17 protein-coding genes are annotated in these 18,077 nt (G+C 50.7%); 2 read left to right on the plus strand and 15 right to left on the minus strand.

Going from position 1 to position 18,077, the window contains the following annotated elements:
• Nucleotides 1–164 precede the first annotated feature (164 nt).
• Nucleotides 165–647, minus strand: coding sequence for a helix-turn-helix domain-containing protein (locus ACZRN6_RS32235; protein WP_352231495.1), 483 nt, complete (start codon nucleotides 645–647; stop codon nucleotides 165–167).
• A 1,536-nt stretch (nucleotides 648–2,183) separates the two neighbouring features.
• Between ACZRN6_RS32235 and ACZRN6_RS32240 the strand changes: the two genes are divergently transcribed.
• Both ACZRN6_RS32240 and ACZRN6_RS32245 read left to right on the plus strand, forming a co-directional pair.
• Nucleotides 2,184–3,254 carry a ParM/StbA family protein gene (locus ACZRN6_RS32240; RefSeq protein WP_011923011.1) on the plus strand — a complete coding sequence of 357 codons (1,071 nt, stop codon included), beginning with the start codon at nucleotides 2,184–2,186 and terminating at the stop codon, nucleotides 3,252–3,254.
• The gene (locus tag ACZRN6_RS32245) at nucleotides 3,247–3,855 is read left to right on the plus strand and encodes a hypothetical protein (protein ID WP_078466101.1); all 609 of its coding nucleotides are present in this window, start codon (nucleotides 3,247–3,249) and stop codon (nucleotides 3,853–3,855) included. The genes ACZRN6_RS32240 and ACZRN6_RS32245 overlap by 8 nt, the downstream gene beginning before the upstream one ends.
• Nucleotides 3,856–4,111: 256 nt before the next feature.
• Here the strand turns inward: ACZRN6_RS32245 and ACZRN6_RS32250 are convergent, their stop codons facing one another.
• The 14 genes from ACZRN6_RS32250 to ACZRN6_RS32315 form a co-directional block, all read right to left on the minus strand.
• Nucleotides 4,112–4,555, minus strand: a complete 444-nt coding sequence (locus ACZRN6_RS32250; RefSeq protein WP_078466103.1) for a hypothetical protein — start codon at nucleotides 4,553–4,555, stop codon at nucleotides 4,112–4,114.
• Nucleotides 4,556–4,597: 42 nt separating this feature from the next.
• Nucleotides 4,598–5,134: a hypothetical protein gene (locus ACZRN6_RS32255; protein ID WP_153045994.1), complete on the minus strand. Its 537-nt coding sequence runs from the start codon at nucleotides 5,132–5,134 to the stop codon at nucleotides 4,598–4,600.
• 8 nt (nucleotides 5,135–5,142) lie between these two features.
• Nucleotides 5,143–6,093: a hypothetical protein gene (locus tag ACZRN6_RS32260; protein WP_078466105.1), complete on the minus strand. Its 951-nt coding sequence runs from the start codon at nucleotides 6,091–6,093 to the stop codon at nucleotides 5,143–5,145.
• A 160-nt stretch (nucleotides 6,094–6,253) separates the two neighbouring features.
• Nucleotides 6,254–8,284, minus strand: a complete 2,031-nt coding sequence (locus ACZRN6_RS32265) for a hypothetical protein (protein WP_078466106.1) — start codon at nucleotides 8,282–8,284, stop codon at nucleotides 6,254–6,256.
• Nucleotides 8,284–9,681, minus strand: a complete 1,398-nt coding sequence (locus ACZRN6_RS32270; protein WP_078466107.1) for a hypothetical protein — start codon at nucleotides 9,679–9,681, stop codon at nucleotides 8,284–8,286. The genes ACZRN6_RS32265 and ACZRN6_RS32270 overlap by 1 nt, the downstream gene beginning before the upstream one ends.
• Nucleotides 9,682–9,683: 2 nt before the next feature.
• On the minus strand, nucleotides 9,684–10,565 hold the full coding sequence (gene traF, locus ACZRN6_RS32275; protein ID WP_078466108.1) for a conjugal transfer protein TraF: 882 nt from the start codon (nucleotides 10,563–10,565) through the stop codon (nucleotides 9,684–9,686).
• 7 nt (nucleotides 10,566–10,572) lie between these two features.
• A complete protein-coding gene (locus tag ACZRN6_RS32280; protein ID WP_284184519.1) occupies nucleotides 10,573–11,370 on the minus strand; it encodes an SEL1-like repeat protein in 798 nt (265 codons plus the stop codon).
• Nucleotides 11,339–12,028, minus strand: a complete 690-nt coding sequence (locus tag ACZRN6_RS32285) for a transglycosylase SLT domain-containing protein (RefSeq protein ID WP_078466110.1) — start codon at nucleotides 12,026–12,028, stop codon at nucleotides 11,339–11,341. Before ACZRN6_RS32285 ends, ACZRN6_RS32280 begins: the two co-directional genes overlap by 32 nt.
• Complete coding sequence (locus ACZRN6_RS32290; RefSeq protein WP_011923001.1) at nucleotides 12,025–12,684, minus strand: hypothetical protein; 660 nt, start codon at nucleotides 12,682–12,684, stop codon at nucleotides 12,025–12,027. The genes ACZRN6_RS32285 and ACZRN6_RS32290 overlap by 4 nt, the downstream gene beginning before the upstream one ends.
• Nucleotides 12,665–13,987 carry a hypothetical protein gene (locus tag ACZRN6_RS32295; RefSeq protein WP_153045995.1) on the minus strand — a complete coding sequence of 441 codons (1,323 nt, stop codon included), beginning with the start codon at nucleotides 13,985–13,987 and terminating at the stop codon, nucleotides 12,665–12,667. Before ACZRN6_RS32295 ends, ACZRN6_RS32290 begins: the two co-directional genes overlap by 20 nt.
• A complete protein-coding gene (locus tag ACZRN6_RS32300) occupies nucleotides 13,984–14,361 on the minus strand; it encodes a hypothetical protein (protein ID WP_078466112.1) in 378 nt (125 codons plus the stop codon). Before ACZRN6_RS32300 ends, ACZRN6_RS32295 begins: the two co-directional genes overlap by 4 nt.
• A complete protein-coding gene (locus tag ACZRN6_RS32305) occupies nucleotides 14,345–17,227 on the minus strand; it encodes a VirB4 family type IV secretion system protein (RefSeq protein ID WP_078466113.1) in 2,883 nt (960 codons plus the stop codon). The genes ACZRN6_RS32300 and ACZRN6_RS32305 overlap by 17 nt, the downstream gene beginning before the upstream one ends.
• Entirely contained in the window at nucleotides 17,220–17,696 is a 477-nt protein-coding gene (locus tag ACZRN6_RS32310; RefSeq protein ID WP_078466114.1) for a hypothetical protein, read from the minus strand. The genes ACZRN6_RS32305 and ACZRN6_RS32310 overlap by 8 nt, the downstream gene beginning before the upstream one ends.
• Nucleotides 17,684–18,007: a TraV family lipoprotein gene (locus ACZRN6_RS32315; protein WP_078466163.1), complete on the minus strand. Its 324-nt coding sequence runs from the start codon at nucleotides 18,005–18,007 to the stop codon at nucleotides 17,684–17,686. Before ACZRN6_RS32315 ends, ACZRN6_RS32310 begins: the two co-directional genes overlap by 13 nt.
• Nucleotides 18,008–18,077 lie beyond the last annotated feature (70 nt).

Here is an 18,077-nt window from a genome sequence, read left to right on the forward strand (position 1 = left end):
GCAATGATCACGGGCTCTCCAGCGAGAAAAGCAGGGCTGTAACCACCAGTAGCAATGATGTGCACCCCATCGACCCAATCAGTTAAGACCCCTTGAGTGCGCCCCCCGCCTCTTATGGGATCGTTGTTCTCCAAACCTCTTGCTTGCAATCGAAGTGCTGCCGCCTAACAAGGGAACAAAATGACGGGCACGCCGTGAGTGCGACATATCTCAGTGATTACTGCTGCAGTTGGTAGGCCGGCAGCATTTGCGGGAAGCGCAATGGCATGAGGTTCGCTCTTCTCAATGAACGTAAGAAGCAGAGATAGGCATCCAGCTCGGCTCGTCGCGGCAAGCGGAATGCTAGCTGCCGTCTGACCGAGGATTCGGTGACCTGCCTGAACCTTAACCACGAGCTCCTGTAGAAGACTGCTTTGGATGTACCACACAGTTGCAGTCGTCAGAGTTCCGAGGCGGTAAGCATCAACAGAGGACCTAAGCCAATACCGCCGACCACCCCCTGTCTCTCCGTCATGTTCAAGAGTTTTTAGAGCAACCATGCGTTGGAGTGTGTTGCGGTGGATTCCGAGGATTGAGCTGACCTCAGACCCCCTCAGCTGATCAGTTGGTTGTGGAGCGTGGTGCTTTTGGCTAGAGCGTTTTGGCATTCAAGAACTCATTTTCGAACATTTGTGATAACCCGTTGAAATAGAATCGGATTTATCAGAATCGCAGAAGGGCCCGTATTATTACATTAGACGGGGATTTAACTAATTTCCCGCCTACTCTATGTTGTCGGATGCAGCCGGCCGGGAGCACCATCGGCATATCCGTAATGTGCATTCCGACACTAAATGAGTCCAAAAACAACCGAAATTGACTAATGGATTTCGTATGGTGCTTTTGAGGTGCGTTGCTGGGCAATAAGGGGATAATTGTCGTGTGCCAGTGGGTTTTAGTCAGGCGTTACGAGGGCGTATGACGTTTGCGTTCGAATGCTTATACCTATGTGATTGGGGCATCAGTGGGCAGTCAGTAGTGTTGCTTAGGTGTGTCAGAAGGTGCTGCCGGGCTTTGGAGGTGCGCTACGAGTGCCTAAAGGGATTTTGCAGTGCTCTCTAAGACACCGTATTGGTCGTAAACAGCAATAACCACAGTTTTGAGGTTGATCTGTGCGTAGAAATGTTCGTGATGTTGAGCTGGCAGGTCCGTTCCTTCAAAAGCTCGCCGAGATGACAGAGAGGCGAGAGCACCTCTTGATGGGGATCGTCGACCAGATGGCTTTTGTCCAAACTACACTTCAGCAACTTGCTGACAAGGTTAGGTCCTACGAAGGAGGCTGGGCACAGAGACGCTCTCAGGATGGCTGGTCATTAATGTGGATGTGGCGAGCAAGCGAGAAGGTTGGGCGGGTTTCGTGTGTAGAGGTGTACCTGTCGAAGGGAACAAAGAAAGATGGCGATTTCCACCGCGTTTCATTGAGGACAGTGGAGGCACGTCTTGCTCACATGACTCCGATCCTCGGTGCCAAAAGGACTAAATCGTTTTCCAGAGACCTTGAATTGTTCCTCAATGCAGCGAGGCGAGCGGTACGTTGGGTGAATGCATTTCCTGGTAATGATCTCGGGATCCTTGTTCCGAAATCAAAGGCTTCCGGGCTAGATGAGTGGATCTCGGCATTGGCAGTGTCCTGCGAGACCCGAAGCGCTAAGGCTGCCGGTTTGATCGAGAAGTACCTTGAGTTGGATAGTGAATTAAATCAGCTAGCTTTTGAGTTCAATGAAGCGCGACAACCGGTAAGATTCAGGTCGATCATTTGCAGGCGTGAATGCCCTGCTCTCGATCCGCTGTCCCCTGCGGAGCCGCGATACAGGGTGGTTGAATACTTCGACCGCCGGACAGGTAAGCGAAGTAGCCGAGATGTCAGCAGCTACAAGCAAAGGCTAAACCAGCAGAAGGTACGAGAGCGTCTTGCGCTCTCACTGGGTCGCCCTCCAACTGAGGCCGATTTGTCTGCTGTCATATCAACTAGACCAAGCCGAAAGCCAACGCCATGGCTGACAGCCGAGCTGATTTCTCACTGTCATCTAGGCAAGCATTCGGGAAGCATCAACAGACACCAAAAAAATATGGTGGCGATTCTGGAAGAGTGGGGCTCGTTGAGAGTCCTTATCCGAGCGCTACTCTGAGTAGAAGGAAAAATAATGTCTCATTCTATCGAACAGCTGATTGCGATCGACCTTGGTAACGGCACCACCAGTTACATCGCAGGTGCTGGCGAAATTCGAGGGTCTTTTGCGTCACTTGTTGCACCTGCTCAATCGAACCAAGGCCTGGGTGGTGGCTTCACCCGTGAGTCTTTCAAGACAAAGTTCGGATCTTTCTACATCGGCGATGACTGCCGGGAAGATGGTGCTGCCCCCCGTAGCACTGACTCGAGCTATTACAGTTCAGAAAGCATTAAGGTTCTGTTCCTCAAGGTCTTGAAAGAGGTTGGTCAGAAAAATCCGATCATCGTGACGGGGCTGCCGACTGAGTTTTTCAAGCTTCGCCGCAACGAGTTTGCCTCCGATCTCAAAAAATGGGCTATCGAAGAAGGTTACCAACCAGCAAGCGTCAATGTGCTACCACAATACGTTGGCCCATGGTTCGACCCTGAACTGTTGGATCCGGAAGGGAAAGTCATTGATCCCCGTGTTGTGATGGAGGGGAAACTTGGAATTATTGATATCGGCCAGGGCACCACAGATGCCGGACAATTCGTCGACGGCAAGGTGAGTTCTGACGATAAGCTACGTTGGGGTGAATCTAGCGGGGTTTCTGACATCCACAAGAAACTGTTTACACAGCTAAAGCAGGTGGATGCACTAAATACTATCCTGCCGGCAAAGTCCCGACTGCCTAAGGATTTCTCTCTCGACGCTCAGACTACTGAGTACACGATGGATACCTGGCTGAGGAAAGGCTTCATCCCGTGGCGCGGATCCAGGATCGATATTGATCCCATCAGCCTACCTGCACGGCAAGAGTTCGCAGATGACGTGGTCGTACGGTGTATCAACACCGTCTGGGGGAAGACTGACTTCATGGCCGGTATGGTGGTGGCTGGTGGTGGTGCAATTGTTCTGGGGAGGAAACTCCTCCAAACGTATATCAACACGGTGATCTACATGGCCAAGGATCCTGAGAACTCGATCGTGCGTGGCTATCATCGTTTTTACGTAACGCAGAACTTCAAGGAGCAGGCCCGGATGAAGGTAGCTCAGCGTGGCTGAGACCCAGAGCGTTGTGATCCGGGAAAGGCTTTATCCAGAGATGCATGAAGCCCTTGTCGAGGTCCTAGCAAAATACCCCCGACAAGCTGGTAATCAGGTTGTGCTGGCTATGTCAGAAGCGTGCTTGAGCTTTTGCCCCATTTCTGAGGCCGACTACAACGTAGCCGACGGCGGTGAATTTCAGAACGTAAAATTTACACTGTCGGCAGAGAAGTATCCGAAGTTATATGCGTTGTATCGGGCACTTCCGAGGGGGGTCAAGGGGCAAGCGATCATCAACTTACTGAACCGTCATCAACTATTTAGGCAAGCTGATCCGGGTAAGGTTAACGATGCTCTGAATGAGGCGCTGCTCGGTAGAAAGGTCACAGACGGATCATCGACCGACCTGGCCAACACGAAGATGGGTGTAAGTGCAGAAATCGAAAGGGAGGTTGTGGCGAGACCAGTTGCTATGGTCGTGTCCAGCGTAGATCAGGCCAGCATTGAACCTGCTCCGGGCAACTTCACAACTGGAACGAAGCCACCGGTTGAAGCGTTGGTAATTCAGGTGGAAGTGGATGATCCATTGGCTGATTTGCCACCTATGGATTTCTCCTAGATAACCCATACGTCCAGCAGCCCTTCGTCCAGGAGGGCTGCAACTCTCACCTCGCCATCCCAACGAACGAAACAATCAAGAACACGGGCCAACTGTCGCGGTGTACCGTCGCATGTGAGAAGTGGTGGTAATGCTTGAGTATGGGGGAGAACCTTGACCGCCTCCTGGGTGACCGATAAAACGGTCACGCCCTCTACAAAGTTGTTGAGCAGGGTGGTCACCATAGTGTGAATTGGAGCTGCTGCAGTAGACATCATCAAAACCCTTCCACCCAAAATAGACCTTCAGTTGCATAGATTCGAACATTCGGACGCCGAGATCTGAACCAGGTCAGCGCATAGTTGAGAAAGCCTGGATTATCAGCTTCGATAGGGGGGTCTATGTTGGGGATACGGTCAACCAGGCTGTAGTTAACGTGAGCCACACCCTGAGATTCGGACAGAACGAGATCAAGAGAAACGCCTGTATGCTCGGGAAGGCTCAGTGCGAGATCTGAAAGCCAGAGATTGAAGTCCAGCTGCGACAGCGACCCGAATACACCGACCTTCGCCTGTGAAGCCGAGCGCGCGAGAAAGATATTCGCACTTGGGAGCCAGTTAGGCAGCAGATGGTTGACATCGAATGCGTCCGCCTCCTGAAGATAGCCGACATCAACGTTATAGGTTTGCATCTCTTTCTTGCTCCGAATCTGGATCAACATATTTTGATTTCTAGGTGGTGGCACGGTCTGGATCGGGGCAAATTAGGCAGATCGAACTAGAGCTTTACGGTATACCTTCATGCTCGACATCCAACCAGCTGTCACATACTCAATAGGCGGAACGCTCAGCCCAGCGCCTGCTGCCTCATGGAATCCAGCATCGAAATTCGAGATAAACGGAATTTCGAAAATCCCGTTTGCAGCTAGTTGCTCACGGACCGCCACTGCGTCAGCAGCTGAAAGACTTGGCAGCAAGTCGATAGCCTGGATCACAACATCTTCGCCCTCTGAGACAGGTATGTGTGGTACGAAGGGGGCTGTGGCCGAGACCAATTCGAAATCTCGGTACGCGCGTTTAACTTCACCCTGGATGCGCGCTACAAAGGTCAGACGTTCAAGCACGGCACCTATTGTGATTGTCCATGGAAAAGGATTCACTAACTCGTCAGCGGTGGAAACTAGTTGAACGCCGAATGGGACCAGACCCAGCTCTGGTCCAGATTCGTCACAGCGAATCAAATTCCCAAGTGAGTCTAGGCAGTAAGAGGGATACACATTGTCATTAACCGTGAAAATCACTGCGCCTATCATTTCGAGTTCATAATCTCTTGGAAGGTTTCTAGGACCTTGCCCACGCCGGTCTCGATGTAGTGCTGTCCATAGTAGCCTTGGGTTGGTGGTCGTGCTGAGTCCGCTTTCTCACTGACGGCCACCTTGGCGTAAGGCCCACCAACATCAGCAACAATGGCAGCCTGAACGCGCTGAACCGTGGCCGCGTCATTTTTTTGAGGAAGCCAGGCACGTGTAACAACACCTTCAGGATTCACTAGGAAGACCATAGTAGGCCAGATGTCATAAAAGGGACTTTTTTCGTCTTCCATCCCGCCCCACGAATCGATCACAAACTTGCGGCCTACAGCCGTGTCGCCTTCCCCAAGGTTCAGGTATGGCTTGATCCAGTCCTTGTAGCCCAAGCGCTCACCTCCAGACAGGCGGGATACAGGCGAGACAAAGTAATTGTCCACGCACATACGAAAAGCTTTTTCACAGGGCTCGTTGTTCCAGGTCAACCAAAAACCTCTGTATGCATCGTTGCTCTGCATCAGGGATTGCGGGAGACCATCGTAGCCCAGGAAGTTGAGCTCAACGTCTACGTGATTTTCCTTGAGCCACTTGCTCACCCCACCGATAAAAAAGCTTTCCTTCTTAGACCGCTCGGCTGCCGAATCTGCTCGAGCAAACCCATGTTGCAGCATGCTCAAATCATTTTTCGGCGCCTTGTAGTCCGAATACACGTTGGAAGCGACCCACAGTGACCAACCCTTCGGTTTCCAATTGGCTTTCTCGAAAAACCAAGCTTGTCCGGATTGAGCGTTGGAATCCTGTACGCTCTTCAAACCGAAGGTCGAGCCTGGCAACCGGAATTCTGGTTGGTCGACGACGCTTCCGCCGATCCATTTCGTGGAGGTCGGATTCGATGAGTCCCCGCAACCTGCGATCGCCACTGCAATCAGTGCCACAACCATTAATTTTTTCATAATTCATCTCCGTGATCTGGACACGAACTGTTTTAACAGGTCAGCCCAGGATTCCAAGTCTCAGCGCAGGTTTAATGGGATGGGATTATGAAGGGCTTCCTTGATCAGTACCAAACGTGAACGGCTCGGGCAAAGAAAAGCCCGCTCGCGCGGGCTTTGATTAGGGCTTGTTTGGCCCCTTTGGAGTATCTGGACCCGGTGGGGTCGGGGGCGGCAACGCGGGGAGATTAGGTTTTGGAGGCGGTGAGCTTGGCTTAGCGAGCCTTTTGCTGGCTTGGGAGGCTGATCCAGCAGAAGCTTTCGGGAGCGATTGGACAATATTTGTAGCTCGGTAAGCCCCAGTTGTTGCGCCTGCTGCACCGTTAGCTGCCGAACCTGCTCCCGAGACAACTCGCCCGAGGGCGCCAGCAAGCTTGGCCGGTCCACCAACGAGACTCAATGCAGCACTGCCGAGTTTGACTGCTGCACCAATCACAGCACCACCGGTTGCGGCCATTCCAGAAGCTGCGCCGGCTGGGTTAAATCCTGAAAGACCTTTGACATCATCCCAAATCAGCATTTTAGCAATAACTATCTCTACAGCAGTCAAAGCCATGAAGATAATATATTGTGCAGAGCCTGCTGAAATGAGCAGGGGATAGTTCTCATAAATGTTGCCCGAAGTTAGCCCTGTCATCAGCTCCCCATTCATTGCAAGCAATGTAGCAGCCATTGTTAAACAAAGGTTGTTGACGAATGGGATCATGAAAGCAAAGCTAAGAATTTTAACAAAGCTAATCAGAATGCTCGGATTAACAAAAACCGCAAATACACATATCACCGGGAAGAGCACAACCATCATCCCTGCGAGCATGGCGCAGCCATTGATCATTGCAGGTACCTTGAAGGTAAGCATCCATTCTTTAAATGCTTTGCCGACGTCCTGGATCTTGGTCATTATGCTGTCAGCTGCATCGCTGATCCCCCAGTTCATGTCCTGACCATTACGGCGTTCAGAGCCAATAATAGGAAGCGAACTATCTGAAAACTTATCTCGCTGCTCAATCATATTGTTTATGTTTTTGATCATGAGGGTCTGGGCTTCAGTCTGATCTCTCATATATGAGGATCTTTGAGCCATTGGAACCTCTTCTCTGATTGCATCAGTCCAATTCTGAACGGCCTTTGTCACCATGCCATACATTTGGAGGCAGTTTTTAGGGTAGAACCTAACTTCTTGTCCCGCGGCGACCGATGAGCCCTCAGTTAGCTGTGGGTTGCTATACATTGAGCTATCGGCATTGTCAGTAGTTTTATCGAACTCCGAGGCGCCTTCATTTGCTTTGGATGGGAAATACTGTCTTACCCAATACTCTTTTGAAGGTAAAAGATAGCCCCCGGGTTTGACATTATTGCCTCGGAACGGATTCTGATCTTCAGGTATATTGAGTAGTGCGGTTCTGCCGGCGTCCACCTTATCGGCTACCTCGCTGTCTGCGAAATACCTTCTCCATGAATTGATTGATAACCCAAGGCCAAGAACGTTCATCGGCGATGCACTTCCAACCTTGTTGCCAGCCTCCATTTCTTCATACTGCTCCTTGCTAAGTTGACTCACTTCAACAGGGTTTATCATTGTTGAACCGTAGAGACCAACTGATTGTCCTACGAGCCGGGTATCTGGGGTGCTACCAGCCGTAGCAGACAGCGCACCTTGACATTTATCTATATAGTCTTGGTACATATCCTTTACAGGGCTATTGGCGAATTTCTTGAGTGTCCCCTCGTTTGTCACATGATAAGCATTTTCAAATGCCAGGCTCATTGCCGTTTCTTTATTTACATTATCCAGAGCTGATTTGAAAAGCTGATAAATATTGCCAATAATTGAAACTGACCAGCCAGCACCCGCCGATAGTCCTACGCTTCCACCAGCGGGCCCAATTTTATAGTTACCTGGCTGTAGGAGCATGGCAACCAAAAGTACAACACCTATAGCGCTCGCAGCTGTCTTGAGCTTATCTGCAGGTGCTTTCAGGGTCAAAATACTTACCCAGGCAAGTCCTCCCCACAGACAGAGGTTCATCGCCGCCACAGTGAAGGACTGGTTATAAGCCTGCCACATGTTGATGTAATGACTAACAAGATCGCCAAAATTGGAATTGACGATCTGTAGGTAGTCAAAATTTTCAATATCAGTCGAGTCTGACATTAGTTCGTTACCTGTTGGACACTCGCGAATACTTTGTTGCGTTCTTGATCGTGTTTGATTCGTGCCTGAAGGGCGATGTATTGTTGGCGAAGGCCCGCAACAGAGGTTTTAGTGCGGCTGATAACCTCATCACTCAGGATTACGTTATCAGGTTGATTGGCGATACCGCTTGAAACGCCAATTTCAATCTTGGAAATTACGTCGTCCAGCTCTTTCATCATTCCGAGCGTTGATAATTGGCGCTCTGTTGAAATGAACATGGCCGGGCTCGATCTGGCAAGGTTTCGCATGTATTGATGTTCGTTCTCGCTGACAACGATGTCAGCTCGAGAGATCAGATCTTTATATGCCTGTGTATTTTTGAAGGATGCGGCATCTGCAGAGTAAACAGCTTTGTACAGGTCCATGTATTCAGTGGTCAGGGTTTTCGAAAGGTTCTCAATGTTTTCAGTGCGCGGGGTTACCGAGGCAGCATCATTGTTGAAACCATACGAAGGTACGAGGCCACCATATTTCTTGATGTCATCACAACCAAGTTCCGATGCCGCGAGCACCAGGCCGGCGCTACCATCTTGTGGGTCATTGCTGCATGATTTACCGCTAACAGAAGCTTTAACTGAGCCAGTGCCGCCGGTTCCTGTTCCAGACCCAGTGCCAGCGCCTTTATTTGTTCCGCCCGAGACAGAGGAATTCCAACCAACCAGCCCGCCAGTAGCGCTCGACACCTTTCCCATCATTGCGTTGGCGCGATCGGAGGTTTTCTGCTTGAACTCCCCCATTTGGTTGAGAAGAGATCCGGTTAAACCCTCACCTGCCATGCATTTTGAGCTTTTATAGCCCTCGTCCACAGTACAGTCGGCTTCAGCTAGGGTTTGCTTTTTCTCGTCATATGCCTTGTCGGCCAGAGACCGTACGCCCGAGCAGGTCATGTTTGAGAGGTCCAAGCCAAACTGACCAACGCTATTAAGCTGGTCGATCACAGACTTGATGGTCGGCTGGCTGTAGGCTAAATACATGATGGCAAGCGCCGGAGCATTTTGGATGAACTGTTCAACCATCTCCTGGTACTGGCCCAGTTGACCATCTAGTACAGTGCTAAGATTGAGCCCATTACAACCCACGCCAACTTCAGTAGCGCCGTAGCCATTTACTACTGAAGTCCGCTGGTCTTGGAATGGGGTGAAGGTATCGAAGGAAAAGCTGCCTCCTTTGTTCGCGTCGTTCACCGCGCTCCCTTTCACGGATTCACCAAACAGGCCTGTAACGTCGTCCATGCGGCGTGTCCAGGGAGAGTCCGACCCGTCAGCCCCAAAATCAATTGACGCTGCGAAAGTATTTGTTGACATCACAGCAGAGACTGTCAGCGCGAGGATCGATTTGATATAGCGTGATTTCATTTTCATGCGCCTTTCTTCTCTGGCTGGATATATGTCATAGCCTGAAAGTGATCTTCAAGCTGGCGAAGTGTTCTGTTACCGACAATACTTTTGCGTCTGTTGACCTTAGTGTTGTCGATCCATGAAATTGGCCATGACGTCACTCCCAGCTTTTGCAAACTAATACGTTCTTCGCGAGAAAGTACGCGTCCAGACAATCCTCGTTGAGTTACATGCTTTGTGAAGGCATCACGATCACCGTCAAGTTGAAATATCTTTATTTTAAGCTTTGGATATTTTTGTTGGACAGTGGAAAGGATTTGTAGCTGTTTTTCACAGACAGGGCAGGTTGACTCTACGAACACAGACATACTCACGTTGTCGGTATCTATGTATTTTACTTCCTTAGCCTTCTCAGTAGCAGCATCAAGTCCTTTAATGTTTTTCAGGTCTCCGTTTTGCCACATTGCCATTTTGTAGAGTTCGGCGGACTTGTGGTACTCACCCCAGGTTTTATCCATATAAGAGACAAGCTCTGATGCCGCCTCAGGGGTTTGGTTGAGCTGAAGGTTGATTACGGCGCTTGGCGTTCCCGGTTGAAAGTTAAACTCCACACCATTTTTGCCAATCATTCGCATAGGCGCTTGTGGGTTCTTCTTCGCGTTCCGGTTCAACTCAGAGCAATTTTTCATCCAGTCCATATTCTGGCAGTCGAGAATATTTGGAAGCTTGTCGATTTCAGCGTTCTGACGATCATCGTTGTACTTGTCAACTTTTGCCATCGCTACTGCGATAGCGTTTGACAACGCTTCATTTGGACTTGATGCGTCGGAAAGTACGAAAGGTGCATTGGAGACAAAACATCCAACCAGAAAGGCGAGAGAGATCTTAATTGAAGTTTTCATACTTTCCTTACCTAAGAACAGCAGACAGTTCGGTGATTACAGACTGAGCATTGCTCAATATTTTTGGTTGTCCCTTTTGAGGGACTAGCACGATAGCTGGAGTTGAGCGGACACCATATTTCAGTGCTTCAGAGCCGTTCATATCAGGTCGGAATCCGGTCAACGGAAGATTTCCCGATGCTGGAGTAAAAACACGTCGAGGATTCCAGTTAGCTTGATCAATTAATACATAATATTGAAAGTCAACCTTTTCCCCAAATCGGGCTTTAGCATCGTTTGATATCTTCACTAACTCTGCAACATTGCTTGCATTTTCGGTGATGAACATCTTTATGGTTGCAACCGGTTCAACCAATCGTTGGTCGCCAACAAACCGACCGATTTGTGACTGCATGCGCGCGTATGCTTGTTTTGCGCCCTCAATATCTTTCGGTACTGGAACACCGCTTGCACCGCCAATTGTTGGTGTTTGACCACGCTGGCCAAGCATTCCCTGGACCTGAGATAGCATTGCAGCACTACCCTTATGTCCTCGATCAGCTGCAGCTTTAAAAAAAGTAGCTGCTCGCTCCAGATTATTCGGATATTCGGGAGATCTCAGCATTAGATCACCAAGGTGATACATGGCAATAATGTTGCCTTTCTTGGCCTCAGGAAAAAGGATGTCCCATGCTTTCTGTTTTTCGCCTTTTAGAATAGCCATGATGCCTTCGCCGACTCTTTGGTCGGTAGTGGGCTCAATAACGCTGGCCATTACATTGGTTGAAATGAAGCTAGCGAGCAGCAGCCATAGATACGGTCGCAAGTCGTTTCTCCTCGTTGTACTTTGGTATGAAATATTCGAGATATTTCTTGCGGTAAACCGGGGTTGCTGAGTGGTAATAGCCAACGGCCTCGATCTCGTTCTTGTGCTTCTTTTTAAGTTCTGCAATACGAGTCGCTGCGAATTCAAGGTTGTAATGCGGATCAAACCATGTCTGAACAGTCGCAATTCCTTGACCGTTCCAACGGTAATTAACTTGAGCAATCCCTATATCTGTATTTATTAGTCTTAGTGCTCGAACCCGCACCTCTCCTTTGTTGACCACTTTGCTGTCATCTACCCGCAAAATCAGTCGACCTGAATCTCGAATGCTTTTCGCATAAGAATTCGCACTAGCCTGAGAGGTGAAGAACCGGCGGAACCGCTCTCCTTTCAAGGAGATGGCTTTGACCATCCAAGGTGCTTTGGTTAGTGACCAGAGCACTCTTACTGCGGTTTCTTTATCTTGGTAGCGGAAAGGTTCTCCATCAGCGTTGAAAGTCCATGGGTTTTTGTTTGACTCATGCGCTGCTATCGCACGCAGCACGATTGGATCAACGCCGTGGTTTCGAGCTGCACGATCAATCATCGAGTCATAAGGTGAGCAGATTGCATTAGCAGCGTTAAGTGCCAGTGCAAGCGCGACAATGGATCGAATCACACCCGTACTCCGTCGATGGTATGGAAACTGTGTTTCTGCAACCAAGCGATGGTTCTGGCGCGCTCCGGAAAGCTTCGATCAAGACGCCTGAAAAGGGGAGGATGGGGGTCTTCAGGGCTTGTACCCAATTGCTCGTGGAGCATTTCGTGATGGGTCACATATTTGACAACGCACCTGGGGGCATCATGACCTAAGGACTTACTCAAGCCTTGATGAATCAGGATGACCTTCTGGCCATCAATCACTTCCGTACTTCCGGCTGGTACGAACAGAGTGTCGGTGCTAACGCGGTTGATGCGTCGGGCAATTTTGTCCCAGTCAGCTACACGTAGCTTTTGAAGGACCTTGATGTAGAGCTTGGATGCTTCTTCATGATTTATAGCAACGAACGGCTCAAGCGCGCTCTTGGCAGCTACATAGTCCTGCTTTACGAACAGAACTACTGCGGCCTCCAGGGCACATAGCTGGGCCTGAGTTAGATCGCCTGGATGTAGCTTGGGTTCGTCTGCCTCGCTTGCGCTGGGAATTCCCCAGCGCACGGGGACATGGTTAGGTGCACGGAAATGACACTCTGAGACCTCAGCAGCTAGTCGCGCCAAAAACAGCTCGTCAGCGCTGCTGATCTGCTCATGAATGTTAAATCGACGGGCACCCATTTGGAGAACTCCAGAACTTATGGACTACTTGGCCATCCGAGTTCTGCAAATCGAGACGATCACCGGTGATTGCAACGCGATATCCATCGAGGAAATCGCCTTGGCCCACCATATTCTCCGCGCCGGCATCGACTACGAACGCATGAGCTACGCACGTGGTGCAATTACGCGCTGGTGGTGCTACTGCTTTCACGCAGAGTTTTGGTCTCGAGACAACCTTCGCCACTGGCGGTACAGCCTTGGTGGGCGATCGTTGTGCAACGCGGGCCGAGTGCTTAGGGTTGTGAGCTACAGCAGGTTTGGCTTGGGCAGGCTTGATGTTGCTACCTGGTTTCTTTGCCAATTGATCTTTGAGGGACTTGATTTCATTGTCCTTCTGAGCAAGCTGAGCTTTCATCTTCGTCACATCAGCCGCGTCTTTCTGCAGACTCGGTTTCTGACTACTATCCGGGTTTTGGAGTGAAGTGCTACCCAAAACAGGGTCATGTTTTTCAGCTGAAAGTGAGGCTAGTTTAGGGGGTGTTTCTCCCCCCACAGGCATCTCACCAAATGGTGAGCCCGAACCAGCAGTGATTGGTTCCGGCGCTACCTCTGGAGCAGCGGCGAATGGGCTGTTTGCTCCGCTTGGCAAAGGAAGCTGTTCCTTCGGCTGTGAGGCTGTTGCTCCAATTTCAAGAGGTGGTGGCTCATTGGCTAGCTGGGCAGGAAAGCCAAAACCGTCAGCAGGTATTGACCCTGAATCTTGCGCTGAAACAGTCTTGCCGCTAGCAACCAACGGCTTCTGCAATTGTCCGTCCAGCTGCAATTCGTCCAGTGTTTTTCCAATCGCCGGATCAACAACTGCTTGCTCGCCAAGTGCGGTAGGTAACCCGGCAGTCAAACCACCATCATGCATTTGTGGCAGCGATGGCTTGTCTTCATGCGCACTCGCATCGGCCGTGGACGGATGTGTTTCTGGAGGTGATTGATGAATCGCAACCGGTGTGAAAATACCGTTTTTAGCCATAACACCAAGGGCGACAACCACGGCCCCAAGCACGAGCTTTTTCTTTAACGACATCTTCTTTGGATCTGGCTTTGCTGGTACAGCCTGGTCCTGTGGGTCAATGAGGAGCGGATCGTTGTAATCGTCGATGTGCGGGCGTGGGGCGTCCTGAGATTCAATGACCTCAACGTTATCAGCGTCTGCGTCGGTGCCTGCGTCTCGTCGAGGCTTCTTCGTGCTTGCCGCAATAGTTGCTGCACCGCTTTTGATCTTGCCGATCAGATCGCCGAGACCGCCTGGTTTGTTTTGTTCACTCATTTTTCTGATCCGAGCAGGGGAAGGTAAGTAGGCGCCTCTTCGGAGAAGCGGCCTGGGGCAATTTGTACGCATTCTTCGTGTTCGGGTGACAACATCCCATTGACGACACGTGCGGGGATTTTCACTCCGCATTGAACTAGTGGGGCATCCCAAGTGAAGCGCTCGCGAGCCCGCATCTTTCCTTTCATGTCCGTTAGTACCTGGCTCACTCCTTCGGAGTAAGCGCGGCGCTCGAGTTCAGTATTCGGTGCGTACATTTCTTTGACTGGCTTGGTTTCGGTGTCAACGATCGTTTCGCGAGGTTCGTATTTATCAGTGCACCCAGCCGTGACGGCGATGCATAGAAGGGCGGCAGCCTTAAACAACTTGGCCATAACGTGCTCCGTATGGGTGAGTTTTTGATAGGTCGATGATTGCTTGCTGGCGGGCGACCGACGATTCAATTCTTTGCTCGTTTACGATTGCTTCAGTCCTAAGCTCTCGCATCCGGTAATCATCAGGGTGCGAGCTTGCAATCCACAAAGTCATCGGGGCTGAAAAGAGTCTAAATACACCTGAGTAATAGAGGCTCTGGCTGGTCCGCATCCTGTAGAACACCTCTGAATACATCGGAGGCAGCGAGGCTAGAGAGCGCCACAGATCGATTTCTTCGTCGGTGAATGCGAGTTCTTCTTTGGCAACTCTGTAGTCAGACTCCGAGCAGGCAAGGAAAAAGTAATGACTTGTGTTCTCGAGAATTCCGTCTTGCGAGTCGCCACCACCGCTCGTCTCTGCTTTGATCAGGTTCACAAAGTCTTTAACCGTCTGGCTTATCAGCAAGCAACCAGCACCATAACGGCGCAACTCACGATAAAAACTGGACAAGGCTTTTGCGGCGTTCGGATCGGACAGTGTTGCCCAGGCCTCATCGACAGCAACCACCTTTTTACGGCTGCGATCGAGCTTGAACTTGCAGTACAAGTCGATTTGGCGGAATAGAGCCAATGTCACAATGCCAAGCGCAGGGGACTTCGACATGCGCTGTGTTTCAAGTACCGTAAAATCGTTTTCCCAATCAACATCCAAGTAGCCATCGAAAATGGCGGCGAACGGACCAGTGCCGTAGTACAGCGTCAGGTTCTGTGCGAGAACCTCACCTTTCTGCTCATGGAAATTTGTCTTGATCAGGTGAGGGATGAAGTCCCTGAAGCGCGGCTCATCCATAGGCCGCGTCTCAACCCAGTCACGATAAAACTCCTCAAGTGCTTGGTATAGGAGAGATGAAGTCACCTTGGTTAGATTGGACTTGGTGGACCCTGAGCCGTCCCCGGCCTCCATCATCATGATCAGCATCCGTGCGACGAAGAAAATCTCGTCAAGCTCGGGCTTCACATTGCGATTATTCTCATCACGCTTGAGGGCAAATGGATTAATACAGATTGGGTCAATTGTGCGGCCGGAGACGGGCTCAACAAACCGCTCGGTCGTGAGGCGGACGTAATTACCATTCAACACCAGACAAAGGCTTTCGTACGAATCACCTTTGTCAATGATCCAGACCTTCGGTCTGTATTTCACCCTCAGGGCCATCAACAAATTGTTGAAAGTAAATGACTTACCTGAGCCTGTGGTCCCGCAGATCAACGAGTGAGCTGTGTTGACGCTGTTACCCCAAAGGTCCAAGAAGATCGGCTGACCAGCACGATTGTTCATCAGGATCGCAGGGTCGGGTACTCCTTGGTACTCAACAAACATTGGGGCCATGTGCGAAACGCTCTCCGTCAGGTGAGGAATGCTTCGCTTCAGCAGTTTCATGCTGGTCTGGCGGAAATTAAATGGCATGCTGTTACGGACCACAGCATCCCCACGCAATACTTCTTTGTGACCGATACGCCACAGCCGACGCTCAAGCGACATGGCTTGGTCGTCAATGATCTCTTTGTTGAATCCCATCAGATTGATGTGAACAGACAGGTCGAAAAACTGCTCCCGGTTGCTCGCGTTCTCTGAGGACACCTTGCTCCTTACAGCATCAAGGTCGCTACGCTGCCGTTCACGGGTTTCTTTGTCCCCTACGCGCATCGACTCCTTAGCCGCGATCATTCGACCGCGGATAGCTAGCCGGCTGGTCACGACAACAGCGCGTGGAACGCTCCAGTTCATTGTGATTAGACTTTCGGATTCAATCCCAGCCATGGCTACCTGGAGCATGCCAGGTGCGCTGCGAATCGGCTTGCCCATAACGGACACAGGACGGATGTAGTACGGGACGCCGCGGTCGTGAATTGTCCAGCCGTTAGGCTCCGTTTCTACATGCGCAAAGGTAGCTGTCGCAGCAAGGTTATCCCGGGTTTCAACGATGTCTGGATTATCCAGCGCATCAAGTATTGGTATGTCAGCCCTGTACTTCGGTGGCTCGATTTCAAAGCTCCGGACAGGGTTCATCAGCCCATAGTGAAGGTTGATGTAGCCTTGACCAGTCAAAACCTCAGGTTGGAAGCCATAGGTAGCCAGTGCTTGTTCGATCTCAGTGCAATACTGACCAAAAATCTTAGCGTGCCCGTTATAGGCACGCTCAGCCATTTTGTTTGCGTCTGCTAGCCCTACCGAAGCTAGCGCTGCTTTGACGGTAGTGTCAAAAAACTTCCCGAAAATGTATTCAGGCTGCCACATGAACACGATGTAGAAATCGTTTACGAAGGGGAAGCGGCCTTCCCGTACCTCGCGCTTGATTGCTTCAGACGCAGTTGCCCGGACATCTTCATCAGTCTCGTCCTGCTCAAGATCCGCAAGAGCATCGTCCTGCATCTTTTTCAGAGTGGCCGCAGTGGCATCGCCGAAGAATCCATTGGCCGATGTCGCAGCCGAAAACTGCCGGTCCATTATGGAGTGGGCGATTGCGGCGGCGAACTCACCGGCTTCAGGGTCAATCTGATCTTGATAGAGCCCCATGATCTGGCGGATGTCGCGATGTGTATGTCGCAGAAACTGCCCGGTGCTTCCCGCTGGATACTTGTTCAGAACGTCCGAGAAACTGCCGGTCACATCAAACAACATGTCGTTGTTGAACATGGACGCATCCACACCGGAAATCTTCCAAATCTTTGCGAACCGACCATCCAGCGTATGGAAATAGCGACCTTGCTGCTCGTATAGGAAGGCATCGGACAGCAGTTGAATTGGCATGCCGCCTTGATAGTTGCGACGACCCAGGCCAGCTAGCTCAGAGTCGTATAGGTGCAGATCAGACTTTTTAGCCATTCGTTGATACCTTCTGTGTTGCAGTAATCAGTCGCGATTCGGGGTAAACAGTGATGCGTGCTGAACTGACCCGGGAAACGTATTCAGCAATGTCACGAAGCGAATTCGGTGATGTGTTGATCAGCACGATTTCGTTCTGGTTTATCGCCGGGTCAAATTCCGTTTCATAACCACTTGCGGCCGAGGCCAAGTTAAGAATTTCACCTAGAGTCAGATTTTGTTTTTTGAAGATCTGAGGCCAAGGAATTTGATCCGGTGGGGGTAGCGGCCGGGTGTCAACTTCGTTGGGTTTCGTAAAGATTCTTCGATAAAGATCAACGTCGGGTTGGCGAACGGTGAGGTCCTGGCCTCTCCCTAGGATCTGCTTCTCGTAATACTCACGAATGGCATCTTTGTGGTATTGCGTGATCCCTTCGGCTTGAGCAATTGGGGCAAGTAAAAACAGTAGGCTCAGGATTAGTTTGCCCATCCCGCTTCCTCCATGATCACGTAGTCCCAGCGACCGCCATGCTTCACGCCTGTGCGCTTGTCGGCATATGGCACTACCCATACAGGTGCAACGACATCTGGATTTCGGATTGGATAGTAGGGATCGCTTGAACCAAGTTCAGGCCTGGCGCGCAACCCTTCACGCAGCAACCGGACAGTGTCAGCGCCACCAGAGGAGTTAACCGTGTCGTAGATCTGATCCATGGTTGCACTGTTCCGGAACGGTTCTTCATCAGTTGCGCAGCCGGTGAGGGCCATTGCCAAGAAGGAAAGAAGAATCAGCTTCTGCATGGTCTTTGGCTCACTCTTGTCACGTACGAGATTTGCACGCCGTGTAGCTGGAAGGCGGATTTGGATTGAA

The organism is Pseudomonas sp. A125, from assembly GCF_055409485.1.

Excerpts from the sequence above, each read along its gene's own strand:
- ACZRN6_RS32270 (WP_078466107.1), bottom strand. The coding sequence starts at position 9,681 with ATGAAATCACGCTATATCAAATCGATCCTCGCGCTGACAGTCTCTGCT.
- ACZRN6_RS32305 (WP_078466113.1), bottom strand. The coding sequence starts at position 17,227 with ATGGCTAAAAAGTCTGATCTGCACCTATACGACTCTGAGCTAGCTGGC.
- ACZRN6_RS32265 (WP_078466106.1), bottom strand. The coding sequence starts at position 8,284 with ATGTCAGACTCGACTGATATTGAAAATTTTGACTACCTACAGATCGTC.
- ACZRN6_RS32260 (WP_078466105.1), bottom strand. The coding sequence starts at position 6,093 with ATGAAAAAATTAATGGTTGTGGCACTGATTGCAGTGGCGATCGCAGGT.
- ACZRN6_RS32310 (WP_078466114.1), bottom strand. The coding sequence starts at position 17,696 with ATGGGCAAACTAATCCTGAGCCTACTGTTTTTACTTGCCCCAATTGCT.
- ACZRN6_RS32300 (WP_078466112.1), bottom strand. The coding sequence starts at position 14,361 with ATGGCCAAGTTGTTTAAGGCTGCCGCCCTTCTATGCATCGCCGTCACG.
- ACZRN6_RS32240 (WP_011923011.1), top strand. The coding sequence starts at position 2,184 with ATGTCTCATTCTATCGAACAGCTGATTGCGATCGACCTTGGTAACGGC.
- ACZRN6_RS32235 (WP_352231495.1), bottom strand. The coding sequence starts at position 647 with ATGCCAAAACGCTCTAGCCAAAAGCACCACGCTCCACAACCAACTGAT.
- traF (WP_078466108.1), bottom strand. The coding sequence starts at position 10,565 with ATGAAAACTTCAATTAAGATCTCTCTCGCCTTTCTGGTTGGATGTTTT.
- ACZRN6_RS32295 (WP_153045995.1), bottom strand. The coding sequence starts at position 13,987 with ATGAGTGAACAAAACAAACCAGGCGGTCTCGGCGATCTGATCGGCAAG.
- ACZRN6_RS32315 (WP_078466163.1), bottom strand. The coding sequence starts at position 18,007 with ATGCAGAAGCTGATTCTTCTTTCCTTCTTGGCAATGGCCCTCACCGGC.
- ACZRN6_RS32250 (WP_078466103.1), bottom strand. The coding sequence starts at position 4,555 with ATGTTGATCCAGATTCGGAGCAAGAAAGAGATGCAAACCTATAACGTT.
- ACZRN6_RS32290 (WP_011923001.1), bottom strand. The coding sequence starts at position 12,684 with ATGGGTGCCCGTCGATTTAACATTCATGAGCAGATCAGCAGCGCTGAC.